The organism is Blastococcus sp. HT6-30 (assembly GCF_039729015.1).
In the GTDB taxonomy this organism is placed as follows: Bacteria; Actinomycetota; Actinomycetes; order Mycobacteriales; family Geodermatophilaceae; genus Blastococcus.
This window is the reverse complement of the sequence record NZ_CP155792.1, coordinates 1,920,224-1,944,554: the sequence shown is the minus strand read 5'-3', so window position 1 is coordinate 1,944,554 and position 24,331 is coordinate 1,920,224. Positions and strand designations below refer to the sequence as shown.

The window sequence follows — 24,331 nt, the reverse complement described above, 5'->3', positions numbered from 1 at the left end:
AGGGGCGACGCGCTACGTACCCACACGGCCGGCGCCGTGAGGCGGCTGACGGTGCCCGACCCGGGGGCCCGCCCCTGTGCCCGAACCGCCGTACCAGGCAGCCAGCTGGGCGAATCCCGCGTCGAGGCCGACCTCCGGCCGCCAGCCGAGCGCGCTCCGGGTCCGCCGCTGGTCGAACCAGTGCGCCGTCGTCAGCTGCTCGGTGAGGAACCGGGTCAGTGGAGGAGTCGACCGACGGCCGAGAGCTGACCAGCTCTTCTCCACCACGGCGCCGGCCAGCCAGGCTGCGTGCGCGGGCACTCGACCCCGTGGTCCGGGCACGCCGGCTGCCGCGCACAGCCGTCGCAGGATCTCGTCCACCGTGCGGGGTTCACCGTTGGAGACCACCAGTGCTTCCCCGTGGACGGGCCCGCACGCGTCGACCCCTGCCAGGACGGCGGCAGCGGCGTTGTCGATGTACGTGGTGTCGATCAGGGCCGTGCCGGAACCGATGAGCGGGAGGCGGCCGCTCCTGGCCCGCGCGATGATCCGCGCCACGAGCTGCTCGTCGCCGGGGCCCCACACCAGGTGCGGGCGGAGGACCAGCACCGCAAGGGCAGCCGAGTCCGCGTCGAGCGCAACCTGTTCGGCCACCGCCTTGGACCTCGAGTAGGCGCCACGCGCCCGGGCTGGATCGGCGGGATCTGCCCCCGCCCCGAACAGGGGTGACCCGGCGTGCGAGACCGAGGGCGACGACACGTGCACCAGCCGCTCGACGCCCTCGGCGGAGCAGGCGGCGACGACGTTCCTCGTGCCCTGGACGTTGGTCCGCGCGTACTCCTCCCACTTCCCGGTCACGTCCACCTTCGCGGCGAGGTGGACGACGGCGTCCTGCCCGACGGCGGCCCGTGCCACCAAGGAGGGATCGGCGATGTCCCCGAGCACCTCGGAGCAGGGCAGGCCCGAGGGACGGCGCTGGAGGACCGTCACCTCGTCGCCCCGTGCGAGCAGGCGCTGGGCGGTGACCCGGCCGAGCAATCCGCTCGCGCCCGTGACCAGGACCTTCACGCCCTTTCGCCGTTCCGGGTCGCCCAACGGACTGGCGTGCCGGAGAGAGTTCGGGTTGCCCGGCGTGCCAGTGCCGTCCGGTCGACCTTCGACTGGTGCCGGATGTCGACCGGGAGCGCCTTCGTCTCGAGGACGGCGGCGAGGCCGGTACCGGCCGCGTCCCGGACCCGGTCGGCGAGCTCGACCGGCGCCGCGGTCAGCCGCTCGGCACCAGCTCCCACCCGGTGGCGACGGCGCCGTCGCCCGGCGCCGTCGCTGGGCACGACGACGGCGACGACCACCTGCGCGCCTTCCGGGCCGACGCCGACGACCGCCGCAGCGGAGACGGCGTCCAGGCGCTCGATCCGCTGCTCGGGGCCGACCGGGGTCACCGGTCCGTCCGCGGTGCTGATCACGTGCGCCAGCCGGCCCTCTATCCAGAGCCGTCCCGCGCCGTCCAGGTGCCCGACGTCCCCGGTGCGGTGCCATCCCGGATCCCGGGTGGCCGCCCGCTCGGTGGCCCACAGTGCGTCGTAGCGGTCCTTCACGTGCGGGGCGCGCACGCAGACCTCGCCGGGAGTGTGGGGAGCCTCGGTGAGCGGGCCGTCAGCGGCCCCCAGCGGGGAGAGTGGGCTGATCCGGACCTCGACACCGGGCACCGGGCGGCCGACGCAGACGCCATTCCCCGGTCCGGCGACCTCGACGTCGTCCAGGGAGACGTCGGTGACCGGGAGCGCCTCGGTCATGCCGTACGGCGTGTGCGCTTCGGCCTGCGGGAACGTCCCGCGGAGGGAGCGCAGGAGCGGTGTCGACACGGGCGCTCCGGCCGACATGAGCAGCCGCACCCGGCTCAACGCCGAGCGCTGCTCCCCGGTCAGCTGCGCGGTGGTGGCGGCGACGTGCCGCAGGGCAGCGGGCGCGGCGAAGACGACCGTGGCGTCCACGGCGGCCGCCGCGTCGGCCAGCTTCGCGGCGGTGAGCGTGCCGGGCGCCGTGACGTCGATGTCGGGGACGGACGAGGCGATCCCGAGCCCCGGCCCGAGGATGGAGAAGGGGGCGAACGCGGCCACGAGCGAGTCGCCCCGGGTGAGGCCGTAGGCCGTGCGGACCAGCTCCAGCTGAGCGCCGACCTGTCGTTGCGTGTAGACCACGCCCTTGGCGGGGCCGGTTGCCCCCGAGGTGAAGACGACCGCGCAGTCGGAGTCCGTCGGGACCTCCGCCGGCGCGGCCGACGACCGGCCGAGGGCCTCCAGCGAGGTCAGGTCGTGCTCGGCGTGGAGCACCCGGCGGAGTCCAGCCGTCGATCGCCCCGCGACGATGCGCGTCCCGGCCAGCCCCATCGCCCGTGCGGCGACCAGGCCGGCGGTGCTGCCCAGGACGTGGTCCGGCGCTGCTCCCCGGAGCGCGCGGCGCATGCCTCGCAAGCCGAGCCCCTTGTCGGCGACCACGATGACGGCGCCCGCGCGCCAGGTGGCGTAGACCGCTGCCGTCAGGTCCGCCGATGGTTCCAGCAGGAGCGCCACCCGGTCTCCCGGACGGACCCCGGCCGCCGCCAGGCCGGCGGCGAGGTCGGCGACCCGGTGGGCCAGCTGCGCCCAGGTGACCGAGCCCCCGCCGGTCTGCACGACCGCCGGGGAGTCGTCGTCCGAGCGGGCGGCCAGGGCCGCCCAGGGCCGGGCCGGCTCGGCCGACGCACCGCGGCTGCCCGCCGCCGTGGCGTCCGGCGCGGCGAACGTGTCGGTCACCCAGGTGGCCACCGCCTGGGCGTACTGGGGCGCGTCCTCGGGGAGGAGGTGGGAGGCGCCCTCGTAGCGGTGCACGTCCGCCTGGGGAAGGCGCTCGCGCAGGTCGGTCAGGTACTTCTCCCCGAAGACCGGGTCGCGAGGGCCCCACAGGAGGAGCGCCGGGACGTCGAGCGTGCGGATGCCCTCGGCGATGGCCTCCTGCGCCGGACGGGAGGGGTGTCCCGGCCGGAAGGGGATGTCGGCGACGAACTCGCCCACGGCCCGGCGCCGCGCGGCCGACGGGTAGGGCTGCGCGTAGGCCCGGCGGATCTCCCGGGGCAGCCGCGGCGACGACAGCGCCGTCGCCCCGCGGACGAACACCGAGCTGCCGACGGTGACGGCGGTGCGCAGGCCCGGCGCGTGCGCCAGCCGGATGAGCGCGGGCCCCAGGTCGCCCTCCGGCATGGCCACGGCGGTGTTGGTGAGGACCACGCCGCGCACGTCCTGGCGGTGCTCGAGCGCCCAGCCGAGGGAGATGATGCCGCCCCAGTCGTGGGCGACCGTGACGACCGGGCCGGTGATGCCCAGCGCGGCGGTGAGGTCCCCGAGATCGGCGACCCGCTGGGTCAGGGTCCGCGGCGCGGCCGGCCGCTCGGACCAGCCCATGCCCAGCTGGTCGGGGGCGAGGACACGCCACCCCGGCGGGGCGGCGGCGACGATCCGGCGCCACAGGTAGGACCAGGTGGGGTTGCCGTGCACGCAGAGCAAGGTGCCGACCGGGTCGGTCACACCGTTGTCGAGCACGTGCCACAGGTGCTTGCCGCCGTCCGCCCCGGGAACGGCGACCCACCGCGACCATGACGGGTCCAGGCCCGGCAGCCGGACCGTCGCGCCCACTGTCACCAGGCGATCTCCAGGCAGCAGGCGTTGAGGCCCGAGCCGATCCCCATCAGCAGCACGCGGTGGCCGTCGGCCAGGGTGTCGGCCTGCCCCGCCAGCGTGAACGGCACCGACGCGGGGCCGAGGTTGCCGCGGGTCGGGAAGGTCGTCGGCACCAGGGCCCGGTCGATGCCGAACCGGTCGCACAGGGCCCCGGTGTGCACCTTGGAGACCTGGTGGATGACGTAGCGGTCCATTCCCCGCGCCCAGTCGAACTCGGCCGCGGCGTCCGCCCACAGCTCGCCGGACAGTTCGAGGCCGGCGGCGAGGAGCCCCTTGAGGTCGGTCTGCATCCCGTCGTTGTCGCCGGTGCACAGCTGGTGGTGCTCGGTGCCGGCCCGGCTGACCGACCCGACAAGCCGGTGTCCCTCGGGGTGCCGATCGGCCCGACCGAGCACCATGGCCACGGCGCCGGAGCCGAGCGTGAGGGTCGCGAAGTGCCCCATCACGTCCTTGGCCACCGTGTCCGGCCGGTTGAGCAGGTCGATCGTGCGCTCCTGCACGGGCCGTGCGTCCTCACCGTTGACGATCAGCGCGTAGTCCACCATCCCGCTGTCGATCATCGCCGCGGCCAGCTCCATGCCGTTGACGAAGCCGAGGCAGGCGTTGGTCACGTCGAAGTTCTGGCAGGAGCTCGGCAGCCCGAGGGCGTCGTGCACCGCGACGGCCGTGGACGGCTCGAGGTGCTTGCGGCTGACCGACGTGTTCACCATCAGGCCGATGTGCGCCGGGTCGACCCCGCTCTCGCTGATCGCCTTGGCGCCCGCGGTCGCCGCGCCGTCGACGAACGAGACGCCGTCGGCCCACCAGCGGCGCTCCTCGATGCCCGCGAGCCGCTGCAGCAGCCCGGGGCGCAGCCCGACGCGCTGGTAGGTGTCACCCAGCCGTTCGTCGAACGAGGCCGACGTGACGACCTGGGACGCGTCCACCGTCTGCACGGTGAGGATCGCGGTGTTGCTGAATCGGTGTGTGGCGTTGCCGGTCATCAGGTCCACTCGTGAGGTGCGGCGGGCGGCCGTCGTCCTCCTGCGCCACCCTCGTCCGGCGCGCTTACCCGTCGGGGCGACAGGTACACCGGCCGGGCCGTCGGCTCGAGCATCGCAGCCGGACGTGCCCGGGGGGAGGCGGTGGTCCGGCAGCGGCGCCGGCGGCCGCGACGCGACGCGGGAGGCCGAGCAGGGGAACGACAGGCGCCACTGTCCGGCCCCGACGCGGGGTGACGGGGATCACCTTCGGCGCGGCGCGTTGAATGTGCCGGGTGGACCGGGCGGCAGAGCTACCGAGACTGAACGCGCACCGGGAGGGGACCGGACCGACCCTGGTGCTCCTCCCCGGCCTCGCCAGTCACATCGGCGAGTTCGGCACGGTGCTGCCGGCGCTGGCCCGGCGGAACGAGGTGCTGGCGCTCGACCTGCCTGGCCAGGGCGGATCTCCCGCCCTGCCCGCGCCCCTGCGGCCCGACGTCGGGGCGCTGACCGACGCCGTGGAGCGGGAGCTCGACAGGCAAGGCGTCGCCGTGCCGCAGGTGCTGGGCGTCTCCCTCGGCGGCCGTATCGCCCTGGAGCTGGCTCGACGCCACCGCGCAGCGTCCGTGGTCGCCATCGCCCCGACCGGGCCGGTGACACCGCCGGTGCGGGCGTACCAGGCGGCCATGCTCGTGAACGCACGACTGATGACCGGCGCCCTGGCACCGGTGGCCGGCCCGCTGCTGCGCTTCGCCGTCCCCCGCACGGCCGTGCTGGGCTTCCTGCGGGCGCGGGGATGGCGCACACCGGCCGACGAGGCAGCGGCGCTGGTCCGCGAGTTCGCGACGACGGAGGACTTCTGGCGGCTGCTGCGGTACGCCGTCCTGCCCGAGGCGACGCTGGACTACCGCGCGGTCGACTGCCCGGTGATCATCGCGCAGGGCACCCACGACGTCCTCGCCGCCAGCCAGTCGGCGTGGTTGGCGGCCCTGGTGCCAGGCGCCCGGTTCCGTCTGCTACCCGTCGCCGGCCACAGCAGCATCGCCGACGTCCCGGACCGGATTCTCGGCCTCGTGACCGAGGCCGCGCGGGCTGCCGCGCACCGGTGAGCGGCAGGCTCCGCGCTCACGCCCGCACGGCCGCGCCGGTCACCGGAGCAGCGGCTTGAGCACGAAACCGGCCACGGCGAGCGCCTCGCTGGCCAGGGGGATGCTTCTGACGAGCGGCTGTCGCTGCAGGGACGTGTAGAGGCTGCGTGGCCAGGCGCTCTCGTCGAACCCGTCGCGGGCGGTGTCGTGGGCGTCCAGCGGAGCGAAGAGGTTGTCCGGCGCGTCGGCCGACTTGGGCACCCCGGTGTCGTGTGCCTCGAAACCGAAGCGGACCAGCAGGGCGTCCAGCAGCCGGGGCGCGAGCTTCTCCCCGAGGATCAGCGCCTTCGCCGCCCCGCCGACGACGAGGTCCCGAACAGGGTGCTCGGCGGCGTGCAGCAGGGCGTCCACCACCACGTCCGGCTGGTAGACGGGCGGGGGCGCGACCGGTTTCACCCCGATCTTCGTGCGCGCCTGGTCGAACAGCGGGGTGTTGATGGTCGCCGGCATGACGTTGGTGACGCTGACCGGGAGCTCCTCGCGCCGGACCTCCATCCGCAGCGTCTCGACGAAGCCGTCGATGCCGTGCTTGGACGCGCAGTAGGCCGTTTGCAGGGGTACGCCGCGCTTGGCACCCATCGAGGAGATGTGGATGAGCGCTCCGCCGTGCTGCCTCAGGTGCGGAAGAGCCGCCATGGCGCCGTGGACCTGGCCCATGAGGTTCACGTCGATGACGCGCTGGAACTCCTCCGGCGTCGTCTCCTCGAACGGGGCGACCAGCAGGACCCCAGCGGCGTGCACCCAGGTGTCCAGCCGGCCGTACTCCGTCACCGCGCGCTGGGCCACGCGTCGCATCTGCGCGGGGTCGGTCACGTCGGCTACCTCGGCGACAGCGTCTCCGCCGTCGGCCCGGATCTGTTCGACCAGCGACCGCAAGCCGGCCTCTCCCCGGGCGGCGACGACGACCTTCGCACCCTTCGCGGCGAACCTGGCGGCGGCCGCACGACCGATTCCACTCGAGGCGCCCATCACGACGACGACCTGGTCACGTACTGGCTTCAACACTGGCTGCGGCATGACTCCCCCCTACCCGGTGGTCCGGTCCTGATGGGCGAACGGCGCGGATGTGGCGGACGACAGCGCGATCGTCGATGCAGCACGCGGTGTTGGTCGTGCAATGCATACGTCTGCCGCCGTCCGCAGACGCTCGGGTCCCACCGAACGCAGCGCGGAGCGACTCGGGCAGGACGCTGGCGTCGACGTGCAGGCCCGTGGGGAGGGGGCGGCGAGCACCCTGCGCTCCGGCGGTGGGTTTGACACCTCTCGTCGGTCTTCATAGCGTTTTGCCTCGTGACTGCGGCCGCAAGCCGCGTTCGGCCCACGATGAACGACGGTCGGCCTAGCGGCGCGGCTCTTTTTCGATGACCTTTGGAATCGAAGATGAGGGGAAGACGTGAGCTATCACTTGAGCCGGGCGCCGCGTGGATCGAAGCGACGGAAGCTGGGCGCCGGGGGTGTCGTCCTTGCGGTCGGCCTGGTCACCGCCTGCTCCAGCACCGAGCCGGGTACGGGGGCGGCGACGGGCGGGGGCAGCACGCTGGACCGGATCACCGATGAAGGCGTCGTCCAGGTGGGATTCGCCAACGAGCGTCCCTACGCCTACCGCGAGGACGGGGAGCTCGTAGGGCAGTCACCCGCCGTCCACGGCTACATCTTCGACCAGATCGGCGGGGTCGAGCTCGAACCGAACCTGTTCGAGTTCGGCTCGCTGATCCAGGCGCTGAACTCCGAGCGGGTCGACGTGGTCACCGCCGGGATGTTCATCACCCCGGAGCGCTGCGAGCAAGCCGCGTTCAGCAACCCCGTGTACGTGGCCACGACGGCCCTGCTCGTCCCCGCCGGCAACCCGATGGGCCTCACCGACTACCAGTCCGTCGCCAACAGCGACGCCGTGCTGGCGGTGATGAACGGTGCGGTCGAGGTGGAGCAGGCCCGTGCCAACGGCATCCCCGACGACCGGCTGCAGATCGTCCCCGACCAGCAGTCGGGCATGGATGCGGTCAAGTCCGGCCGTGCCGACGCCTTCGCCCTGACGGCCATCTCCCTGCGGGCGCTCGCAGAGAACGACGCGAGCGTCGAGGTCGCCGAGGCCTTCATCCCCGTCGTGGACGGCGAGGAGCAGATCGGCGCCGGCGCGGCGGTGTTCCGCCAGGGCGACGACGAGCTGCGGGAGGCCTTCAACGCCGAGCTGGCGGAGCTGATCGAGAGCGACATGTGGCTCGAGCTGGTGGAGCCGTACGGCTTCACCGAGGCCGAACGCCCGGATCCGGGTCTGACCGCCGAAGAGCTCTGCCAGGGCTGACCCCTTGCTGCAGGAGCTGATCGATGCCGGCCCCCTGTTCCTCCGGGGGGTCGGCATCACGATCCTCTACACGTTGCTCGCTGCGGTGTCCGCGCTGGTCGTCTCGTTCGTCTTCGGCCTGCTGGCCATGTCGCGGTCGACGGTCGTCCGTGGCGTGACCCGGGCCGTCGTCGAGTTCTTCCGCGGCACGTCGCTGGTCGTGCAGTTGCTGTGGATCTTCTTCGTGCTGCCTCAGCTGGGCCTGCGCTTCGAGGCCATGGCCGCGGCCACGCTGGCGTTCGCGCTCAACTTCGGTGCCTACGGATCCGAGATCGTCCGCGGGGCCGTCACGTCGGTGCCCAAGGCGCAGTGGGAGGCCACCGTCGCCCTGGGCATGGGGCGGGTCCAGCGGATGCGCCGCGTCCTGATGCCTCAAGCGATCCCCGAGATGATCCCGCCGTTCGGCAACCTGCTGGTGCAGATCCTGAAGAGCTCGTCGCTGCTGTTCATCGTCGGCATCACCGACCTGACCTTCGAGGTCAATCAGCTGCGGTTCGAACTCGGCAGCCTCCCGGCCTTCGGGATCGCGCTCGTCGTGTACTTCGTCCTTGCCCAGCTGCTGCTCGCCGGTATGCGGTTCTGGGAGAACCGCGCGGCGGCCAAGGTGGGCAGAGGGCCCAGAGCCGTGACGGTGACCGCCGATCCGCAGGCGGTGGCCCACACGTGAACGAGAGGTCACTGTGGGACTGGGAGTACGCGTTCGACGTCCTCCCCGAGCTGGTGACCGCGTTCCTGCGGCTGACCCTGGGGATCACTGCGGCTGCGTCGCTGATCGCCGTCGTCCTGGGGCTCGTGCTCGCGCTGGGCCGGCGGTCGCGGATCCGGGGCATCTCCTGGCCGGTGTACGGACTGGTCGAGTTCGTCCGCAGCACGCCGATCCCGATCCAGCTGTTCTTCGTGTACTACGCGCTGCCGGCCACCGGGATCCGGATCAGCGCCCTGATGACCGGCATCATCGTGCTGGGCGTCCACTACGCCTGCTACATGTCGGAGGTCTACCGGGCGGGCATCGACGCGGTTCCCAAGGGTCAGTGGGAGGCGTGTGTCGCGCTGTCCCTGCCGCCGCAACGGACATGGCGGGCGGTGGTCCTGCCGCAGGTGGTCCGGCGGGTGCTGCCTGCCACCGGCAACCAGATCATCGCCCTGTTCAAGGAGACGCCGTTCCTGATCGTCATCGGCGTGCTGGAGATGGTCACGGTCGCCAACCAGCTCGCGGCGGAGCAGTACCGCTACATCGAGCCGATCACCATCGCCGGCCTGATCTTCCTGGCGGCGAGCTACCCGACGTCGGTCGTGCTGAGAAGGTTGGAGACCCACCTTGGCTACTGAGACAGCAGCGTCGGTCCGCCCGGGGGAGCCGGATGCGATGATCCGCTTCCAGGACGTCGTCAAGCGTTTCGGCGACAACACCGTGCTCGACGGCATGAACTTCTCCGTCGCGCCGGGGGAGCGCGTCACCCTGATCGGCCCCTCGGGCTCGGGGAAGACGACGATCCTGCGCTTGCTGATGACGCTCGAGGACATCACCGAGGGCGTCATCTGGGTCAAGGGGGAGCCGCTCACCCACGAGCGCAAGGGCGACCAGCTGGTCCCGGCGTCGGAGAAGTACCTCCGCAAGGCCCGTCAGCGGATCGGGATGGTCTTCCAGCAGTTCAACCTGTTCCCGAACATGACGGTCATCGAGAACATCATGGAAGCACCGGTGTCCGTGCTCGGGCTGAGCAAAGCCGAGGCGCGGGCGCGCGGTGAGGAGTTGCTGGGCAAGGTCGGCCTGGCCGACCGCGCCGATGCTCACCCGACCCAGCTCTCCGGTGGCCAGCAGCAGCGGGTCGCCATCGCGCGGGCACTCGCGATGGAGCCCGAGATCCTCCTGCTCGACGAGGTGACGTCCGCGCTCGACCCCGAGCTCGTGGTGGACGTCCTCAACGTCTTGCGGGACATCGCGGAGACCACGGACATCACCATGCTGATCGTCACCCACGAGATGCACTTCGCCCGCGACGTCTCCCACCGCGTGATGATGTTCGACTCCGGGGTCATCGTCGAAGACGGGCCGCCCGAGAAGATCTTCAACGACCCGGACCACGAGCGCACCCGTACGTTCCTCAAGGCGGTTCTCGAGGAGCGTTGACCACAGTCGCCGGCTCGCGGACTTCGGCGCCACCACGGCGAGGCATCCGGGGGCCGGCCGGGAAGGACCAGGGGCCTCGCGGCCGGTGGGGGATGACGGCCGGAGCGGGGCGCGCCGCTGAGGAGGGGCGGCGGGCCCTAGGCGGGTCGCGCAGGAGATCCGTTCCGCGATCTTCCTCCGACCCGGGCGGCTGCTCCGCGATGCTCCGTCGTGCCGAGGTAGGCGCTGAGGGCCGGGGTCGGTCGTCGACTGCGACGTCGGCATGCGGATCCGGCTGCCGGCCGGCTGCCGGCCGGGAGGCGGGGCCGAGAGCGACCGGGGAGATGGCGGACGGGCCCACGCCGGCGAGGGGCCGGGGCGTACGTCTTCGCCACCGGCAGAAGGCCTCGCCACTGATCTACGTCGCCCCGTTCGCCATCCCCGGGCGCTTCGCTGGACGGCGCCCGGACAGCAACGGCCTGGTGGTCCCGGACCACCAGGCCGCTGGCTGCGCCTTCGACCGGCTGCGCTGTGCGGATCAGACGCTGTTCTGCCGGCCGGTCAGCTTGTCCCTGAGCCGGTCGACCATGCCGACACCCGGGCCGACGAGCTTGTGGAAAAGCTCGCTGTGCGGTGCCGCGGGATGTGGACGGGTGGGCGCAGCCTTCTTCGCCGCCTCCACCTTGCTGCCGATCTTGACCAGCTGCTCGCGGGGCAACTGTGCACGGAGCATGGGGAACTGTTCGCTCTCCTCGTCAGAGACATGGTCGCGCAGCACCGCCTCGAGGCGTGCGAGCGTCTCCAGGAACCGCGGGTCGGCGGTGTCGACGCCCTCGAGCTCCTTCATGACCTCCTCGAGTTCCTGGTGCTCCTGGATGTCGTGCTGGACGTGGCTGTCCCCGTCGGCGAGGTGCTCACGCATCGCCGGATAGACGTACATCTCCTCGGCGATCGAGTGGCGCATCAGCTCGGCGATGACCGTGTCGATCATGTCCCGCCGTTGTCCAGCATCGGCGGCCGGGATCTGGCTGACGAGGGCCAGTACCTCCTGGTGGTCCGTGGTCAGGATGTCGATGACGTCCTGTTCTCCCGTGCTGGCGGTCATCCGCTCTCATCTCCCAGTGCATTGGCCTGTGGGCGTTGCTCTGCCTCGGCTCCGGTACCCCAGGTCGCCCTCGCAATCCCCGTGGAGGCATGGATAGAGGTTCGGGTTCCGTGCTCATCGAGGCATGGCGGAACAGCGGGGATGCCTGGAGTGGCGTGTGGGCGGTGCGCGCATCGAGCGTGGCCTTGCCGGTGAAACCGGAGACGTCTGGTGTCGAGGCCCCGACCAGCCCGTTCGGGCAGGGGCGTAGTCGGCGGCTCCAGCCCACCGGTGTGAAGCCATGGCAGGTCCACCGGACTGCGGGCGTCCAGCAGCGGAGTGGTGACCGGCCGACGCACTAGACGGGCACCGCGTTCCTCCGCCGCAGCCACCGGCCACCGAGCACCGCCGCGGTGAGCAGGCTGACCGCCCATAGCCCCGCCTCCTCCGCCACCCAGCCGGAGGACTCCGGCAGCACGGCGTCGACCCCCGTCTCGATCAGCAGGGCAAGCGCTATGCCGACCACCGCCGCGACGGCGCCAGTGAGCGCCCGGCGCGCCGGCCCACCACCGGCGACGGACACCCCGCCGGCGATGAAGGCCAGCACGAGCAGCAGGAGCCCGGCCAGGAACAGCGGACCTTCCAGGGCGCTGCGACCGAGGCCGCCGGACGCCGCGATGACGACCGCCTTGGCCAGCCAGGCCCCCACGGCGCCGATGGCCGCCGCGGCGGCGACACCTCCGGCCCGGTCCTCGATGCGGACGTTCACGAGCGTTCTCCTCTCAGGATGGGGTCGCGTCAGGCGCCGCGGCGGACGACGACGCTGCCCTCGGTGGCCGGGGTGGACGTGAGGAAGTCGTGTCGATGTCGCAGGACCGTGCGTGCAGCCAGTCGTCGTTGCGGACCACCAGCGATGCCGCGCCGTCCTCCGCCGTCACCACGACCTCCGCGGGCGTCACGGCTCGGCTGCGCTGTGTCGGAGGGCGGCTTCCCCTCGCCGGCCCTTCGCTGGTCCGCACCGGGTACAGCCTCGCGGTGCGGATGGCGAGCACACCGGTGGCTGCGACGCCGTCTGCGGCCAGGCGGCGGGGGAGCGCGAGCGGTGCCGGTCGGCGGGCCAGCACCGGCAGCGCGCCGTTCGGCGCGTGGGGGCCTGGGTGGGCATGACGGGACTCCCGGGGGGCGTGAGACGGACTCCCGGAGCACACCGCCGTGACCGTCCCGGTCGGCAGGGGCCGAGGTCCCGACGAGGTCGGGAACTTCGCGGATGGCGGCGTCAGACCGGCGGGCTGCCGAGCCCGGCATCACGGCCGCGCGCGACCGCCTCGGCGCGGGTGGCCACCTGGAGCTTGCCGAGCACGGTCGAGACGACGTTGCGCACGGTCTTGCGTGAGACCGACAGCCGCTCGGCGATCTCGCCGTTGTCCAGACCGCGGGCCAGGAGTTCCAGCACCTGCCGCTCCCGGTCGGTCAGCTCCGGGAACGGCCGCGGCGGCGCCGCGGACCCGGCGAAGAACGCCGAGATGCGGCGAGCCACGGGCGCGCCGAACACCGCCTGTCCCTCGGCCACCAGCCGGACGGCGTCGACCATCTGGGTGCCCGGCGCTTCCTTGAGCACGTAGCCGGCGGCCCCGGCGCGGAGCGCGGCGTAGACGGATTCGTCCGCGTCGCTCATCGTCACCACCAGCACCGCGACGTCCGGGTGCCGGACGGACAGCCGGCGCGCTGCCTCCAGCCCGCCCATACCCGGCATGAGGAGGTCCAGCACCACCACGTCGGGCGGGTCGGCGGCGCACTGCTCGAGCAGCTCCTCACCGCTGCCGCACTCCCCGGCGATCTCGATGCCGGGGGCCCTCGACAGCACCGCCCGGACGCCGTCGCGGAACGTCGGGTGGTCGTCGACCACCAGGACCCGGGTCATCCGGGCCGTTCCTCTCCGGGGGAGAGCGGCAGCTCGGCCTCCACGACGGTGCCACCGCCGTCCCGCGCCCGGACGTGGCAGCGACCACCCGACTCCTCTGCCCGGGAGACCATGCCATGCAGCCCCAAACCGCCGGGGCGCTGTTCGACCCCACCGACGCCGTCGTCGGTCACCGTCAGCCGCAGTGACCCGGCGTCGGCTCGCAGGTCCACCTCGATCCGGGCGGCGCCGGCGTGACGGACGGCGTTGGTCAGCGCCTCGCACCCGATGCGGTAGGCGGTGACCTCCGTGCCCGCCGGGAGGTCCGGCAGGTCGCCGGCCCGCACGACCGCACCGCCCCCGGCCACCCGGTCGGCGTGCACGCGCAGGGCGCCCACCAGGCCGAGCTGGTCGACCGCACTCGGGCCCAGGCCGTCGACGATTCGGCGGACCTCCACGGCCGACTCCCGCAGCCGGCGCCCGGCCTGCGCGAGCGCCGCCTGCTGTGCGTCATCCACCTCGGCGGTCAGTCCCTCGAGCTGGAGGCTCAGGCCGGCCAGCTCGGGAGCCACCCCGTCGTGCAGCTCCTGCCGGATCCGTCGCCGTTCCTCCTCGCGGGCGGCCCGCATCCGTCGTTGCTCGGCCCGCTCCGCCTCGCGCACCGAGTGCGCTTGCGTGTCCACCACGATCGCCAGCGGCAGGACCGACAGCCCGGCCGCGGTGGCGACGTCGGGCCACGGGTAGCTCAGCTGCCCGAACGCGAACGTGGCAAGGACGAAGGCCGCGCTGCCGACGAGGGCGGCCGTACCGCCGGGGCGGGGCCGGCGCACGCGCTCGACCGCCAGCACCACCACGGTGAGCGGGGCCAGGACCAGTACCACGACCGTGATCAGGGCGCCGCCGACTTCGCCGATCAGTGGCAGCGACGCGATCCCCAGCGGGTTGCCGACGTCGGTGGCCTCGTTGACCGGGCCCGGTGCGATGGCGGAGCCGAGGGTGATCAGCCCGGTGAGCACGAGGGCCGCCATCGCGACCGCGCGCGCCGCGGCTGAGGCCGGCCGGCCACCCGGGTAGACCAACGGGAGCACCGTGGGCAGCAGCAGGTACGGCGTCCACGCCCAGGCCGTGATCCAGGCGGAGAGTGTGCCCACGGGGCCCAGCGCCCCGTCGAGCGCGTCGAGGTTGGCCAGCCCCGTGCCCAGTGCGGCCAGCGACAGGCAGCCGGCCAGCAGCAGGAGGCCGCCCACGGGCCGCGCGCCGCCCCGGGACAGGAACCAGGCTCCGACGACGGGACAGAGCAGCGAGGCCCAGACGTCGGCCAGGTAGATCTCGGCCACGTCGGCCCGCACGGCCGAGACCTGAGCGTGCAGCACGAAGGCAGCCACCACCGCGGCTGCCGCGCCGACGGGGACCAGCCACGGCAGCGCCGTGCGGACCGGTGGGTGTGCCACCGCGCCATGGTGGCCCGCCCGCTGCGCCCTGACCAGTACCCGGTCGGTGGGCGCCTGGGACGCGCATACGCCCGGTCAGCACGGGTGCCGGCACGACATTTCGCACGCCGAGCCGGTCCAGAACGGCTTCGAGGCGGCGGGCGGCGCCGGGCCGTGCGTCATGGGCGACCCGGTCGCCGGGACCGGGCGGGCCCCGGCCAGGGCAGTCGACGGGACGTCTGACCGCCATCGGTCGATCGTCCACGACGAGGAGCAGCATCGGCAGGCTGGCGTAGAGCGTCGCCGCCAGGAGCGGCGACGCGACGACGACATCGTCGGCGCGCAGGGTCATCCTGGTCATGGCCGGTGTCTCCTCACAGATCGCGGTCGCATCCCGCTGGTCGGGCGGGACGGACAGGACTGCGATGGGACAGTTGTTGATCACGTCCCGCACCGGGTCGGGGCTGGCGAACGTCACCTTCGGATCATCGGGACGTCCCTGCCCAGGGCCGAGAGCAGCACGACCTGGGCTCTTCACAAGGTCACCACCAATCCGCTGCTGTGGCGGACGATGCGCAACAACTGGTTGCCCTCGTCGTTGTCGATGGCCCGGACCTGCACGCGATGCGCAATCTCGCATCTCCTGCGGGGAAGACAGGATCAGACGAGCCCGACGGTCGACCCGCCGGGGTCCTCAGCCAAGGACCCCGGCGGGTGTGTCACCGAAGCGGGGCGAAGGTGGCGGCCGCAGCACTGGGCGTCGGGCAGCGTGTCCGCCGAGATTCTACGACGTCCGTTCCTGGAGCTCAGGCTGCATACGCAACGAGTGCGGACTCCAGCAAATCGGGATGAACCGAGGGGAGGGAGGTCAACATGGTGGCACGGACGCAGCCCTCGGCCTGCACCGATACCACGTCCGGCAGGTTGTTACACGACCGCACGCTCCTGCAATCTGCCACGCACTATCCGCAGCCGGCGCTCGGCTCGCGCCGCGACGGCGGAATCGTGTGTCACGACCACTAGCGTCAGCTGCTGCTGCCGACAGAGTTGTTCGAGGATCGCGATGATCTCGTCGCGAGTGGGCTCATCCAGGTTCCCGGTCGGCTCGTCGGCGAGCAGGACACGCGGCTGCTTCACGATCGCCCGGGCGATGGCCACGCGCTGCTGCTGCCCACCGGACATCTGTGGCGGTAGGTGGTCGAGCCGGTCCGCGAGTCCCACTACCGCCAAGGCCGCGGCGGCGCGCTCCCGCCGCTCGGACGAGGAGACACCGAGCGGAACCAACGCCGTCTCGACATTCTCTTGAGCGGTCAGCGTCGAAATCAGGTTGAACGACTGGAAGACGATCCCGATCTCGCGGGCGCGCAGTTCGGTCAGGCGCCGCTCGGAAGCCTCGGACAGGTCTTCGTCACCCAGGCGCACCGAGCCGGACGTGGGCCGGTCGACGGCACCGAGCATCTGAAGGAGCGTGGATTTTCCTCCCCCGGTCGGGCCTTCGACGGCGACCATCTGCCCTGCGGGAATGGTGAGGCTCACCTTGTCGAGGGCGGTGATGGTCTTCTTGTCCGAGGAGTAGGTCTTGCTGACGTCTGTGAGCACGTACATCGTCGGTCTCCGATCAGGTCAGGTCAGGTCAGGACAGGTCAGTCGATGCTGCGAAGGGCCGCTGCCGGACGTAGCCGGGCGGCCCGCCAGCCCCCGAGGACGCCGGCCACGAGACCGCCGACGAGGGCCAGCGTGATGCCGAGCAGGACGATGGTCACGTTCACGGGCGCGCTCAGGACGACGTCGACGCTGCTCGTCTGGTCGGCGATCGGGTTTCCGCCACGTCCACCGCCGAAGGGTCCAGCGCCGCTCGGTCCCATCGGCATCTGCCCGGCGGCCGCGGCGCCGTCAGCGGCCGCAGGCAGAGTTGAGCTTCCTGTCTGGCCGGAGAGCGTGATGCCGGCCGCGTTGATGGCCAGGATCGACAGCAGGCCGATGGCCAGACCGGCGACGCCGCCGAGAACGCCCTGCATGAGCGATTCGGTGCCCACCTGGCGCACGATGCGGCCGTTGCTCCAGCCGATCGCCTTCAGCGTGCCGAAGTCACGGGTACGCCGGGTGACCCCGGAGATGGTGAACAGGGCAGCCAGGGCGAAGGCCAGGACCAGCCCCGCCACGGACAGCCAGGTGCCCAGCGTGCTCACCAGCGAAGAGGCGGACGACAGCGAACCCGAGACGTTCGACGCCAGATCCGACTGCGTGGAGACCGTCGCTTCGGGTAGTTCCACAGAGATGTCCGCGGCGACCTGGTCCACGGTGTCCGCGGACGCGACCTGCACGTAGACGTCGGTGACCTGGTCGCCGAGACCGGCCATCTCCTGGGCCATGTCCAGCGGCAAGTAGACATCGGAGAGCGTGCCGGCGGAACTGTCCGACGTCAGCACCCCGACGATCTCCACCTCGGTTCCTGAGATCGTCAGCGCGTCACCGACCGCGAGCGCCTCGCTGTCGGCGTAGGACTGCGAGACGAGGGCCACGGCCTGCCCCCGGTCGTCGGTGGTGAATCCTCGCCCGTCGGTCACCTCGGCGGACGAGAGCGGCCCGAGCGCGGCGGCACCGGGCTCCACCCCCTCGATGGAGAACGTGCTGACCCCGAAGTTGCCGCCACGAAATCCCCCGGCACCCGGTGGGCCGCCAGCGGGCGGCTCGGCGGGTTGCTGGGTGTCGTCGGGGAGCTCTCCGGTGAGAGACGTGCTCGTCAGCGAGAGGGTCGCAACCGCGGCGTCCACGCCGCTGAGGTTCTCGATCGTGTTGAGCGCGGAAGCGTCCATCGCCGCCGTGCCCATCGCGACCCTGAGGTTCTGCTGCTCGATCCGGGTGGTGTCCCCCCCGTCGGCGCCGTCCTCGGCGCCGAACTGGAACCCCTGACGGCCGCTCTGACCCGGTTCCGCAGCCTGCGTCACGGTGACGTCCGTGCCGACCCCGTAGATCGACTCCAGCACCCCCGACTGTGCGTCGCGCACGCCGGTGGACGCCGAGTTGACCACCAACACCAGCGCCACCGCGAGTGCAAGCCCCGCGGCCACGATGATCGTCTGGCGTCGACGCCGAGTTAGTTCACGTCGGGCGTACCTCAGCAGCATCGTCATCCTTCTGTTCAGGCCCTCTTCCGGGGCGTGCCAAGGGAGACTGGCGGCCCCGACTGTGGATGCGACTGCATGACACCTGTGAATGCCCTGGCAGTGGGGATGCCGCCGGGAAGGCGCTACGTCTCGGCGATCCGCCCGATGAGGTGATCCGGTTGGGACTGCTGCACGGACCGGTGACAGGTTGGGTCAGGCGGCCTGAGCTGCCGGTGTGTGGGTGATGGTCTCGTACTCGATGGGCGTGGCCGGCCCGTCGTCAACGTGCCCGTCTTATCGGGGCAGACGACGTCCACGTTGGTCACCGACTCGATGGCGTTGACCTGCTGCACGAGGGCGCCGCGGCCGCTGCTCCTGGCTGCGCCGACGGTGTAGGCGACGGTCACGAGGAAGAACAGGCCGTAGGGCACCAGGCCGGAGAGCACCGCGGTGGTCTGCACGACCCGGACCAGAGGGAGTCCCCTCGAGCGCGGCCTGGAACAGGATCGTCGCGCTCATCAGCGCGACGAGCAGCGTCACCAGCCGGAGGACGAACTCGATCCGGTTCTGCAGGGGCGTCTTGTCGCTGGTGACCTGGCGCGCGTCGGCGGTGAGCCGGCTGGCGTAGCTGGCGGCGCCGACGTCCCGGGCCAGCTGGGGCCCTTCGCCACCGACGCAGAAGCTGCCCGACAGCAGGTCGTCGCCGGGCAACTTGTGCAGCGGCTCGGACTCCCCGGTCAGCAGGGACTCATCGACGTCCACCCGGCCGCCGTCGAGCAGCGGGCCGTCGACGACGAGCTGCTCACCGGGGCGCACGTGGACGGCGTCTCCGCGGACGACGGTCTCCGGCACCACCTCGACGTCCCGGCCGTCCCGGATGACGGTGACCGGCTCCGGCCGAGCAGCTGGAGCCGGTCGAGCTTGCGCTTGGCCCGGATGTCCTCCACGGCGCTGATGGCTGCGTTGACCAGGCCGAGACCGACGCTGGTGAAGGCGTCGCTGTAGCGGCCCAGCGCGAGCAGGGCGGCCCCGATGACGAACAGGATGATGTTGAAAGAACGAGAAGACGTTCGTGCGCAGGATCCGGGCGTAGCCACGGGACGACGCACTGACGGCGACGTTGCCCTCGCCCCCGCGCCGCCGGGCCTCGGCCTCCCGCTGGGAAAGCCCGGTGACCGGCTCGTCGCCCAACGCCGGAGCCCGACTCCCGCACGTCCATCCGGGAAGCCCTCCGTCATCCGGCCCGACCGGACCGTGCGCCCTTCCGGAGTCTGCCGGGCGCAGCAGGAGCCTGCCCGCCCACGGCCGCTTCTCACAGCGGCCCCACAGCCGGCTGCCCGGCTGGTCCACCGGCCGTCCAGGCACTTCCATCCCTACGTCCAGGGACGGCCAAGGTTCGCCGCCGACCGTAGCGGCATGACGTCGACTGCAGCACTAGAGCACTCGATCCGCGACGTGCGCGTTGACCGCTCCCCCGGGTGCTCGTCGCGACCTGCTCGACGTGAAGCTTCCCGACGCCACCGGGTTCGAGATGCTCGTCCGGCTGCGCGGGGACGCACCGGCGCTGCCGGTCTGGTCCGTGATCGCCAAGGAGCCGCCGGGGACCCCTCGCCGGTCTCACCGCCGGGGGGCGACGACTACCTGACCAAGCGGTTCAGCCTGGAGGACGTCGTCGTCCGTTGCATCGCCACCTGCGTTACAGGACCCGGTCGCCCGGGGCGACGCGGTGCACATCGTGGGTGACCTCGTCCTGGACGAGGACGGCCACCGGGTGACCAGGCGCTGGGTGACCGGGCCGACGCATCGTGGTGGCATGCAGTCGCTGCCGCCGTTCTCCCGGCTGTCCCCGCTCCGTTCCCGTGATCACGGCGTGGGCTCCTGATGCGGGACCACCAGTGCCCCGCGGCACGGGCGTCCGGCCCCACCCCCGCCGAGGCCCCCCAGCCGACTGGTCCGGGTTCGCGCCGGCATCCCGAGCTGCGCGGCCTTCCGGGGGCCGGCAGGCGGGAGGCCGGCAGGCGGGAGGATTCTGCCCCGTCGACCCTGACAGCCCTGGGCCGGCTGGCCGGCGTGGACGCCACCCGAGGCCTGGCCCTACTCGGGATGATGGCGGTGCACTCCCTCTGGGCCTACGACGACGACGGCGACGTCACCTGGCACTACGCTCTGGCCGCGGGGCAGTCGGCCGCCACGTTCGCGCTGCTCGCCGGGATCGGCATCGCGTTCATGACCGGGCGGCGGCGGGTCGGGCCCGGTGACCGGAAGGCGGCCGCGGCGTCGCTGGCCGCACGCGCCGGGGTCATCGCCGCCGTGGGCTTGGCGCTGGGCTGGACGGACCCGGGGGTGGCCACGGTCATCCTCGTCTACTACGCGGTGCTTTTCGTCCTGGCGATCCCCGCAGTCCTGCTCTCCACGCGGGCGCTCCTTGCCGTGGGGGTGACGATCGCGGTGGTCGTCCCGGTGCTCAGCCACCTCGCGCGCCCGGCGCTGCCGGCAGCGTCCGCCGACAACGTCGCCCTCGGTCAGGTCTTCACGGACCCCTTCGGACTGCTGCTGAAGCTGACCGTCACGGGGCTCTACCCGGCACTGCCCTGGATGGCCTACATCTGCATCGGCATCGCGATCGGCCGCCTGCGGCTGTCCGAGCACCGGGTCGCCGTCCGCCTGCTCGCCGTCGGTGCGGCCGCCGGGGCCGGAGCCTGGGCTCTGTCCAGCGTGCTGCTGGGGGCATTGGGCGGTGAGTCCCGGCTCTACGCGACCGCGGCCGCCAGCGGCCTGAGCGGGGCAGAGGTCGGCGACCTCCTGGTCTTCGGCAGCGGCGGGGTCACCCCGACAGGCACCTGGTGGTGGCTGGCGACCATCGCCCCGCACACTTCCACCCCCCTGGACCTGATCCACACAATCGGGGTGGCGACGGCGGTGCTCGGCGGCATGCTGCTCCTCGCCCGCCGCGCCGGGACCGTCCTGCTCCCCATCGCCGCGGCCGGCGGCATGACCCTCACCCTTTACACCGCCCACGTCCTGTTCATCAACTCACCCCTCGACTCCTTCAGCGCCACCCCGGGCTACCTGGTGCAGGTCGCGGTGGCCCTCGCCTTCGCGGTGGCCTGGCGCCAGGCGGTGGGCCGGGGACCGCTCGAGCAAATAAATGGCGGCGGAGGCCGCCGCCCGCGCGCGGCGCGCCGCGCGCGGGCCTGACGGTGCGGCGCCGGACGCCACGAACTCGTGAGGTCCCCCCACGCCCGTCCCCGACCGATCCGCCTCGGTGGAGGAAGCAGAGTGCACCGCCTGATCACCGTCCTTGTCGGCCTCGCGGTCCTCGTGCTGACCGGGACGGGGCCGGCCGTCGCCGAACCGCCCTTTCCGGTGGACGACCTGCTGACCGACCCGAACGGTGTGCTGGGCAGCGACGCGGCCGAGGTCCGGCGCACCCTCGAAGCCGTCCGCGACGAGACCGGGGAAGCACTGCACGTGGTCCTCGTGTCGAGCTTCGAGGAGGCCGGAGCGGACTGGGCGGAGCAGATCGCGACCCAGTCGGAGCTCGGCTCCTCCTATCTTCTGTTCGCCATGGCAGTGGAGGACAACGAGTACCAGTGGTGGTTGGGGGACACGTTCCCCTACGACGCCACGGAGGTCGACCAGCTGGTGACCACGGCGGCCCAGCCGGAGGTCATCAACGGAAACTGGAGCGCTGCGGTAACGGCGCTCGCCGAAGGCCTGCGCACCGGCGAGATCCCCTCCGGAGGCGAGGAGGCCGGGGAGGCGGGCTGGAGCGCGGCGACGACATCGGCGGTCATCGGTGGTGTCCTCCTCGTCCTGCTGGCCGCCCGCCAGCTGTCCCGACGATCCCAGCCCATGAAAACCAAGGCTGACGATGCCCAGGCGCAGGGCCCGACCGGCTGAGCGTCCTGGTGCTAGTCGCCGGTTGCGGAGGCCGCGCGTCAAGGTGGTGCGTCCGGCACCATGAAGCGCCCTGGGTTTCTTGGAGCTCCTGACCTTGGAAACGAGGATGGAGCCATGCCGAAGGAGCAGGTGCCGGGGAAGCCGCAGACCCGGCGTTACAGCCCGGAGGAGAAGGTGGCGGCGGTCCGGATGGTCCGTACGTTGCGAGCGGAGCTGGGGACCGAGCACGGGACGGTGCAGCGGGTCGCGGCTCAGCTGGGTTACGGCGTGGAATCGGTGCGCCAGTGGGTCAAGCAGGTCGACGTGGACGATGGGCACGCCCCGGGTGTGACGACGGCGGAGGCGAGGAAGATCAAGGAGCTCGAGCAAGAGAACCGCGAACTCAAGCGCGCGAACGAGATCCTGAAGCGAGCGGCGTCCTTCTTCGGGGCGGAGCTCGACCGCCAACACAAGAAGTAGTCGCCTTCATCGACGCCAATCGCGACGACGTCGTCGAGGGTCGCATCCTCGGAGTCGAGTCCATCTGCATCGCGCGGGACTGCCCCGGCGCACGGTGAGCAAGCCCTGCGGCCCGGCCGAGGCTTGGGCGGTGCACGAGTGGCCCGCGGCCCCCGATCAGCGGCGTCCCGGAGGTGTGCCTGCTCCTCTTGCGGGGAAACCATGAGCCATGGCCAAGAACAACGATGCAGATGCCCAGCGAGCCGCGGTCCGTGAGGCGAAGAGGGAAGGGAAGTCACCCAGCGCCGCCGGGGTGACCACCGGCGCCTCGAAGCAGATCAACCACGTGCCCCACAGCGACGACCGGCACGAGCACTCCAGCGCCGCCGGCAAGAGCAAGACCTGACGCGTCCCTCCTCGGGAACCCGCGGTTGGATCCGCGTGCAGACGATCCACTACCGGGTGGAGGACATCGCCTTGTCCACCGACGGCGACCTCCTCGACGGAGGGCCGAACTCGGGTGTGCACCGCCTGGATGATCCCGACCGGTCGTCCGAACTGCCCGATGACTGAAGGCTTGGCCCGCCCATCAGTTCGGTCGTCGCTGTGGTGCCAGCCCTGAGTCGGTGAGCGGTGCGGTTCGGCAGCCCCGCCGGACGTTCGGGCCTCGCACCCGCCGGGAGGGGGAGGACAAATGAGGGCAGTCTCGTCGGCGGACGTACGGCTCGCGCGGGCGCACGGCCTGTTCAACGTGGTCGGCGGCTCCTGGCCGCTGGTCCATATGGCCAGCTTCGAGGCGGTCACCGGCCCCAAGGTCGACCGCTGGTTGGTGCGGACGGTCAGCGGGCTCATGGTCGTCAACGGTGTCGCCCAACTCCGGGCCGAACCCTCCCCGGACGGGATCGCGGCCGCTCGCCGGATCGGCATGGGCACGGCGCTCGTGCTGGCTGCCGTGGACATCTACTACGGAAGCCGCCACCGGATCAGCCGGATGTATCTCCTGGATGCGGTCCTGGAGGCCGCCTGGCTCATGGCGTGGACCCGATCGCTCCGGCGGTGAAGGCTGCGGTCAGCCCCCCTCGCCCCGTCCAGCATCCGTAGGTCGGCGCCGAGATCCGGCGGGATCGGGTGCCTTCGCAGGAGGGCTGACGGGACGTCGGGAAGGCTGCGCAGCAGGCCTTCCCTTCCCGAGCCGCCGGATCGAGCAGCGCGGACGGTGATCCGTGCGATGTCAGGCGCGGGTAGCAGCATCACTGCGGTGAGGAGCCGGCTTCGCCAGACCCCTGCCTGCCGCCGCTGCGGTTCATCCCGGCGTGGCGACGGATGGTGGTGGACGCCACTGTTCTCGCTGCTGTTCACGCCACCGGACCGCAACCGGTACAAGCTCGCCGCCTTGAAGCACGCCTATCTCGCCGCGTGCCTCGACCTCCGGGCGATCCCGGAGACGCCCTGCGCAGACCTCATCCGGCACGACCTCCGGGCCGCTCGTGACGCAACCTCACGCGCGGGCGTACCGGTGAGCGAGTACGCGCTCTCGATGCCGTTGATGCGCACACACGAACAGCCGAGCGGGCCGTCCATCGCGCTCGGCATCGTGCGGCGCCCCGACGGTCTGGCCGAGACCTGGATCGCCCTCGCCGGCTGGCCGTCCCGTGGCCACTGCCCGATCGCAGGCCGGTCCTCTGAGGAGGACTGGACGCCGCGGGCGACGACCGTCGACCCCTCGGGCGCTCGTCGGATCAGCTCGCGGGCGTGGGGACGGCGTCACCAGGCGTCCTGCCGAGGATGTATCGGCACCCACGGGTGTCCGCTCAGCTCTTGAGGACCGTCGGGTTGGTCCTCGCCGCCGACACCGCGTCGCCGACACCGCGTCGTCGATGGCGGCGACGCTGACGGCGGCGTCGGAGGTATCGAGAAGCAGCGTTGGCGGTCGGCCAGCCGGGTCGGCGGCCGCCGGCGGTGGCGCTGAGGACGACGAGTGCGCTGCCGAGCCCGCGCCCCTATTTCTCGCCCGGTGCGCACGTCGCCGGAGCCATGGGCGGTGCTGCTGACCCGTGAGTCCCCGGTGTAGCCGATGTCCCCGCTGCCGGGGACGACTGCGCTGAGGGTCTCGGTGGCGCGGATGTAGGCGTTGCCGGAGCCACTGATGGCCACCGTGACCCGCCGGCTGTCGAGGGACGCGACCGCGTAGTCGCCGGACCCTCATGGAGGCTGGT

At 72.0% G+C, this 24,331-nt stretch carries 23 protein-coding genes and 2 pseudogenes; 13 read left to right on the top strand and 12 right to left on the bottom strand.

All coding sequences use genetic code 11. The features are described from left to right. Window positions 1-12 precede the first annotated feature (12 nt). From ABC795_RS09370 to ABC795_RS09360, 3 genes are read right to left on the bottom strand one after another with little or no spacing between them, the layout of a single operon-like run. Entirely contained in the window at window positions 13-1,047 is a 1,035-nt protein-coding gene (locus tag ABC795_RS09370) for an NAD-dependent epimerase/dehydratase family protein (protein WP_347056910.1), read from the bottom strand. Continuing rightward, window positions 1,044-3,647 (bottom strand): alpha/beta fold hydrolase, encoded by a 2,604-nt coding sequence (locus tag ABC795_RS09365; RefSeq protein WP_347056909.1) that lies wholly within the window; start codon window positions 3,645-3,647, stop codon window positions 1,044-1,046. The genes ABC795_RS09370 and ABC795_RS09365 overlap by 4 nt, the downstream gene beginning before the upstream one ends. Window positions 3,648-3,649: 2 nt before the next feature. Continuing rightward, window positions 3,650-4,675, bottom strand: a complete 1,026-nt coding sequence (locus ABC795_RS09360) for a 3-oxoacyl-ACP synthase III (RefSeq protein ID WP_347056908.1) — start codon at window positions 4,673-4,675, stop codon at window positions 3,650-3,652. Between the two features lie 335 nt (window positions 4,676-5,010). On the opposite strand from ABC795_RS09360, the gene ABC795_RS09355 reads away from it, so the two are divergent. Further along, window positions 5,011-5,763, top strand: coding sequence for an alpha/beta fold hydrolase (locus ABC795_RS09355; RefSeq protein WP_347056907.1), 753 nt, complete (start codon window positions 5,011-5,013; stop codon window positions 5,761-5,763). Window positions 5,764-5,802: 39 nt separating this feature from the next. On the opposite strand, the gene ABC795_RS09350 is transcribed toward ABC795_RS09355, so the two are convergent. After that, window positions 5,803-6,819, bottom strand: coding sequence for an SDR family oxidoreductase (locus tag ABC795_RS09350; RefSeq protein ID WP_347056906.1), 1,017 nt, complete (start codon window positions 6,817-6,819; stop codon window positions 5,803-5,805). Between the two features lie 376 nt (window positions 6,820-7,195). Here ABC795_RS09350 and ehuB point away from each other — a divergent pair, with 376 nt between their 5' ends. The 4 genes from ehuB to ehuA are packed head-to-tail and all read left to right on the top strand — an operon-like array spanning window position 7,196 to window position 10,274. Continuing rightward, window positions 7,196-8,104 (top strand): ectoine/hydroxyectoine ABC transporter substrate-binding protein EhuB, encoded by a 909-nt coding sequence (ehuB, locus tag ABC795_RS09345; RefSeq protein WP_347056905.1) that lies wholly within the window; start codon window positions 7,196-7,198, stop codon window positions 8,102-8,104. A gap of 4 nt (window positions 8,105-8,108) precedes the next feature. Continuing rightward, on the top strand, window positions 8,109-8,810 hold the full coding sequence (gene ehuC / locus ABC795_RS09340; RefSeq protein WP_347056904.1) for an ectoine/hydroxyectoine ABC transporter permease subunit EhuC: 702 nt from the start codon (window positions 8,109-8,111) through the stop codon (window positions 8,808-8,810). Next, complete coding sequence (gene ehuD, locus ABC795_RS09335; RefSeq protein ID WP_347056903.1) at window positions 8,807-9,472, top strand: ectoine/hydroxyectoine ABC transporter permease subunit EhuD; 666 nt, start codon at window positions 8,807-8,809, stop codon at window positions 9,470-9,472. Before ehuC ends, ehuD begins: the two co-directional genes overlap by 4 nt. A 37-nt stretch (window positions 9,473-9,509) precedes the next feature. Further along, window positions 9,510-10,274, top strand: a complete 765-nt coding sequence (ehuA, locus tag ABC795_RS09330) for an ectoine/hydroxyectoine ABC transporter ATP-binding protein EhuA (protein ID WP_347056902.1) — start codon at window positions 9,510-9,512, stop codon at window positions 10,272-10,274. 517 nt (window positions 10,275-10,791) lie between these two features. Here ehuA and ABC795_RS09325 read toward each other — a convergent pair. The 8 genes and pseudogenes from ABC795_RS09325 to ABC795_RS09290 all read right to left on the bottom strand — a co-directional run. Then, window positions 10,792-11,358 carry a hemerythrin domain-containing protein gene (locus tag ABC795_RS09325; protein WP_347056901.1) on the bottom strand — a complete coding sequence of 189 codons (567 nt, stop codon included), beginning with the start codon at window positions 11,356-11,358 and terminating at the stop codon, window positions 10,792-10,794. Between the two features lie 337 nt (window positions 11,359-11,695). After that, complete coding sequence (locus ABC795_RS09320) at window positions 11,696-12,106, bottom strand: hypothetical protein (protein ID WP_347056900.1); 411 nt, start codon at window positions 12,104-12,106, stop codon at window positions 11,696-11,698. 507 nt (window positions 12,107-12,613) lie between these two features. Further along, a complete protein-coding gene (locus ABC795_RS09315; protein ID WP_347056899.1) occupies window positions 12,614-13,258 on the bottom strand; it encodes a response regulator transcription factor in 645 nt (214 codons plus the stop codon). After that, on the bottom strand, window positions 13,255-14,688 hold the full coding sequence (locus ABC795_RS09310) for a histidine kinase (protein WP_347056898.1): 1,434 nt from the start codon (window positions 14,686-14,688) through the stop codon (window positions 13,255-13,257). The genes ABC795_RS09315 and ABC795_RS09310 overlap by 4 nt, the downstream gene beginning before the upstream one ends. 906 nt (window positions 14,689-15,594) lie before the next feature. Continuing rightward, a complete protein-coding gene (locus ABC795_RS09305) occupies window positions 15,595-16,272 on the bottom strand; it encodes an ABC transporter ATP-binding protein (protein ID WP_347056897.1) in 678 nt (225 codons plus the stop codon). A gap of 38 nt (window positions 16,273-16,310) precedes the next feature. Continuing rightward, window positions 16,311-17,795: an ABC transporter permease gene (locus tag ABC795_RS09300; RefSeq protein WP_347056896.1), complete on the bottom strand. Its 1,485-nt coding sequence runs from the start codon at window positions 17,793-17,795 to the stop codon at window positions 16,311-16,313. 122 nt (window positions 17,796-17,917) lie between these two features. Beyond that, a complete protein-coding gene (locus tag ABC795_RS09295) occupies window positions 17,918-18,235 on the bottom strand; it encodes a hypothetical protein (RefSeq protein ID WP_347060748.1) in 318 nt (105 codons plus the stop codon). A gap of 85 nt (window positions 18,236-18,320) precedes the next feature. Next, window positions 18,321-19,145, bottom strand: a pseudogene (locus ABC795_RS09290) (hypothetical protein); the annotation flags it as partial. A 91-nt stretch (window positions 19,146-19,236) separates the two neighbouring features. Here ABC795_RS09290 and ABC795_RS09285 point away from each other — a divergent pair. The 8 genes and pseudogenes from ABC795_RS09285 (at window position 19,237) to ABC795_RS09250 (ending at window position 23,175) form a co-directional block, all read left to right on the top strand. Next, on the top strand, window positions 19,237-19,419 hold the full coding sequence (locus ABC795_RS09285; RefSeq protein WP_347056895.1) for a hypothetical protein: 183 nt from the start codon (window positions 19,237-19,239) through the stop codon (window positions 19,417-19,419). A 90-nt stretch (window positions 19,420-19,509) separates the two neighbouring features. After that, complete coding sequence (locus ABC795_RS09280; protein ID WP_347056894.1) at window positions 19,510-19,656, top strand: hypothetical protein; 147 nt, start codon at window positions 19,510-19,512, stop codon at window positions 19,654-19,656. A 188-nt stretch (window positions 19,657-19,844) separates the two neighbouring features. After that, window positions 19,845-20,972: a heparan-alpha-glucosaminide N-acetyltransferase domain-containing protein gene (locus tag ABC795_RS09275; protein WP_347056893.1), complete on the top strand. Its 1,128-nt coding sequence runs from the start codon at window positions 19,845-19,847 to the stop codon at window positions 20,970-20,972. A gap of 81 nt (window positions 20,973-21,053) precedes the next feature. Then, window positions 21,054-21,677, top strand: coding sequence for a TPM domain-containing protein (locus ABC795_RS09270; RefSeq protein ID WP_347056892.1), 624 nt, complete (start codon window positions 21,054-21,056; stop codon window positions 21,675-21,677). Between the two features lie 114 nt (window positions 21,678-21,791). Further along, window positions 21,792-22,204: pseudogene (locus tag ABC795_RS09265) on the top strand (transposase); the annotation flags it as partial. A 140-nt stretch (window positions 22,205-22,344) separates the two neighbouring features. Then, the gene (locus tag ABC795_RS09260) at window positions 22,345-22,521 is read left to right on the top strand and encodes a hypothetical protein (protein ID WP_347056891.1); all 177 of its coding nucleotides are present in this window, start codon (window positions 22,345-22,347) and stop codon (window positions 22,519-22,521) included. Window positions 22,522-22,556: 35 nt separating this feature from the next. Then, window positions 22,557-22,688, top strand: coding sequence for a hypothetical protein (locus tag ABC795_RS09255; RefSeq protein ID WP_347056890.1), 132 nt, complete (start codon window positions 22,557-22,559; stop codon window positions 22,686-22,688). Window positions 22,689-22,809: 121 nt separating this feature from the next. Next, the gene (locus ABC795_RS09250) at window positions 22,810-23,175 is read left to right on the top strand and encodes a hypothetical protein (protein ID WP_347056889.1); all 366 of its coding nucleotides are present in this window, start codon (window positions 22,810-22,812) and stop codon (window positions 23,173-23,175) included. Window positions 23,176-24,331 lie beyond the last annotated feature (1,156 nt).

Excerpts from the sequence above, each read along its gene's own strand:
- ABC795_RS09300 (WP_347056896.1), bottom strand. The coding sequence starts at position 17,795 with ATGCTGCTGAGGTACGCCCGACGTGAACTAACTCGGCGTCGACGCCAG.
- ABC795_RS09315 (WP_347056899.1), bottom strand. The coding sequence starts at position 13,258 with ATGACCCGGGTCCTGGTGGTCGACGACCACCCGACGTTCCGCGACGGC.
- ABC795_RS09360 (WP_347056908.1), bottom strand. The coding sequence starts at position 4,675 with ATGACCGGCAACGCCACACACCGATTCAGCAACACCGCGATCCTCACC.
- ABC795_RS09305 (WP_347056897.1), bottom strand. The coding sequence starts at position 16,272 with ATGTACGTGCTCACAGACGTCAGCAAGACCTACTCCTCGGACAAGAAG.
- ABC795_RS09260 (WP_347056891.1), top strand. The coding sequence starts at position 22,345 with ATGGCCAAGAACAACGATGCAGATGCCCAGCGAGCCGCGGTCCGTGAG.
- ehuA (WP_347056902.1), top strand. The coding sequence starts at position 9,510 with ATGATCCGCTTCCAGGACGTCGTCAAGCGTTTCGGCGACAACACCGTG.
- ABC795_RS09350 (WP_347056906.1), bottom strand. The coding sequence starts at position 6,819 with ATGCCGCAGCCAGTGTTGAAGCCAGTACGTGACCAGGTCGTCGTCGTG.
- ABC795_RS09325 (WP_347056901.1), bottom strand. The coding sequence starts at position 11,358 with ATGACCGCCAGCACGGGAGAACAGGACGTCATCGACATCCTGACCACG.
- ABC795_RS09250 (WP_347056889.1), top strand. The coding sequence starts at position 22,810 with ATGAGGGCAGTCTCGTCGGCGGACGTACGGCTCGCGCGGGCGCACGGC.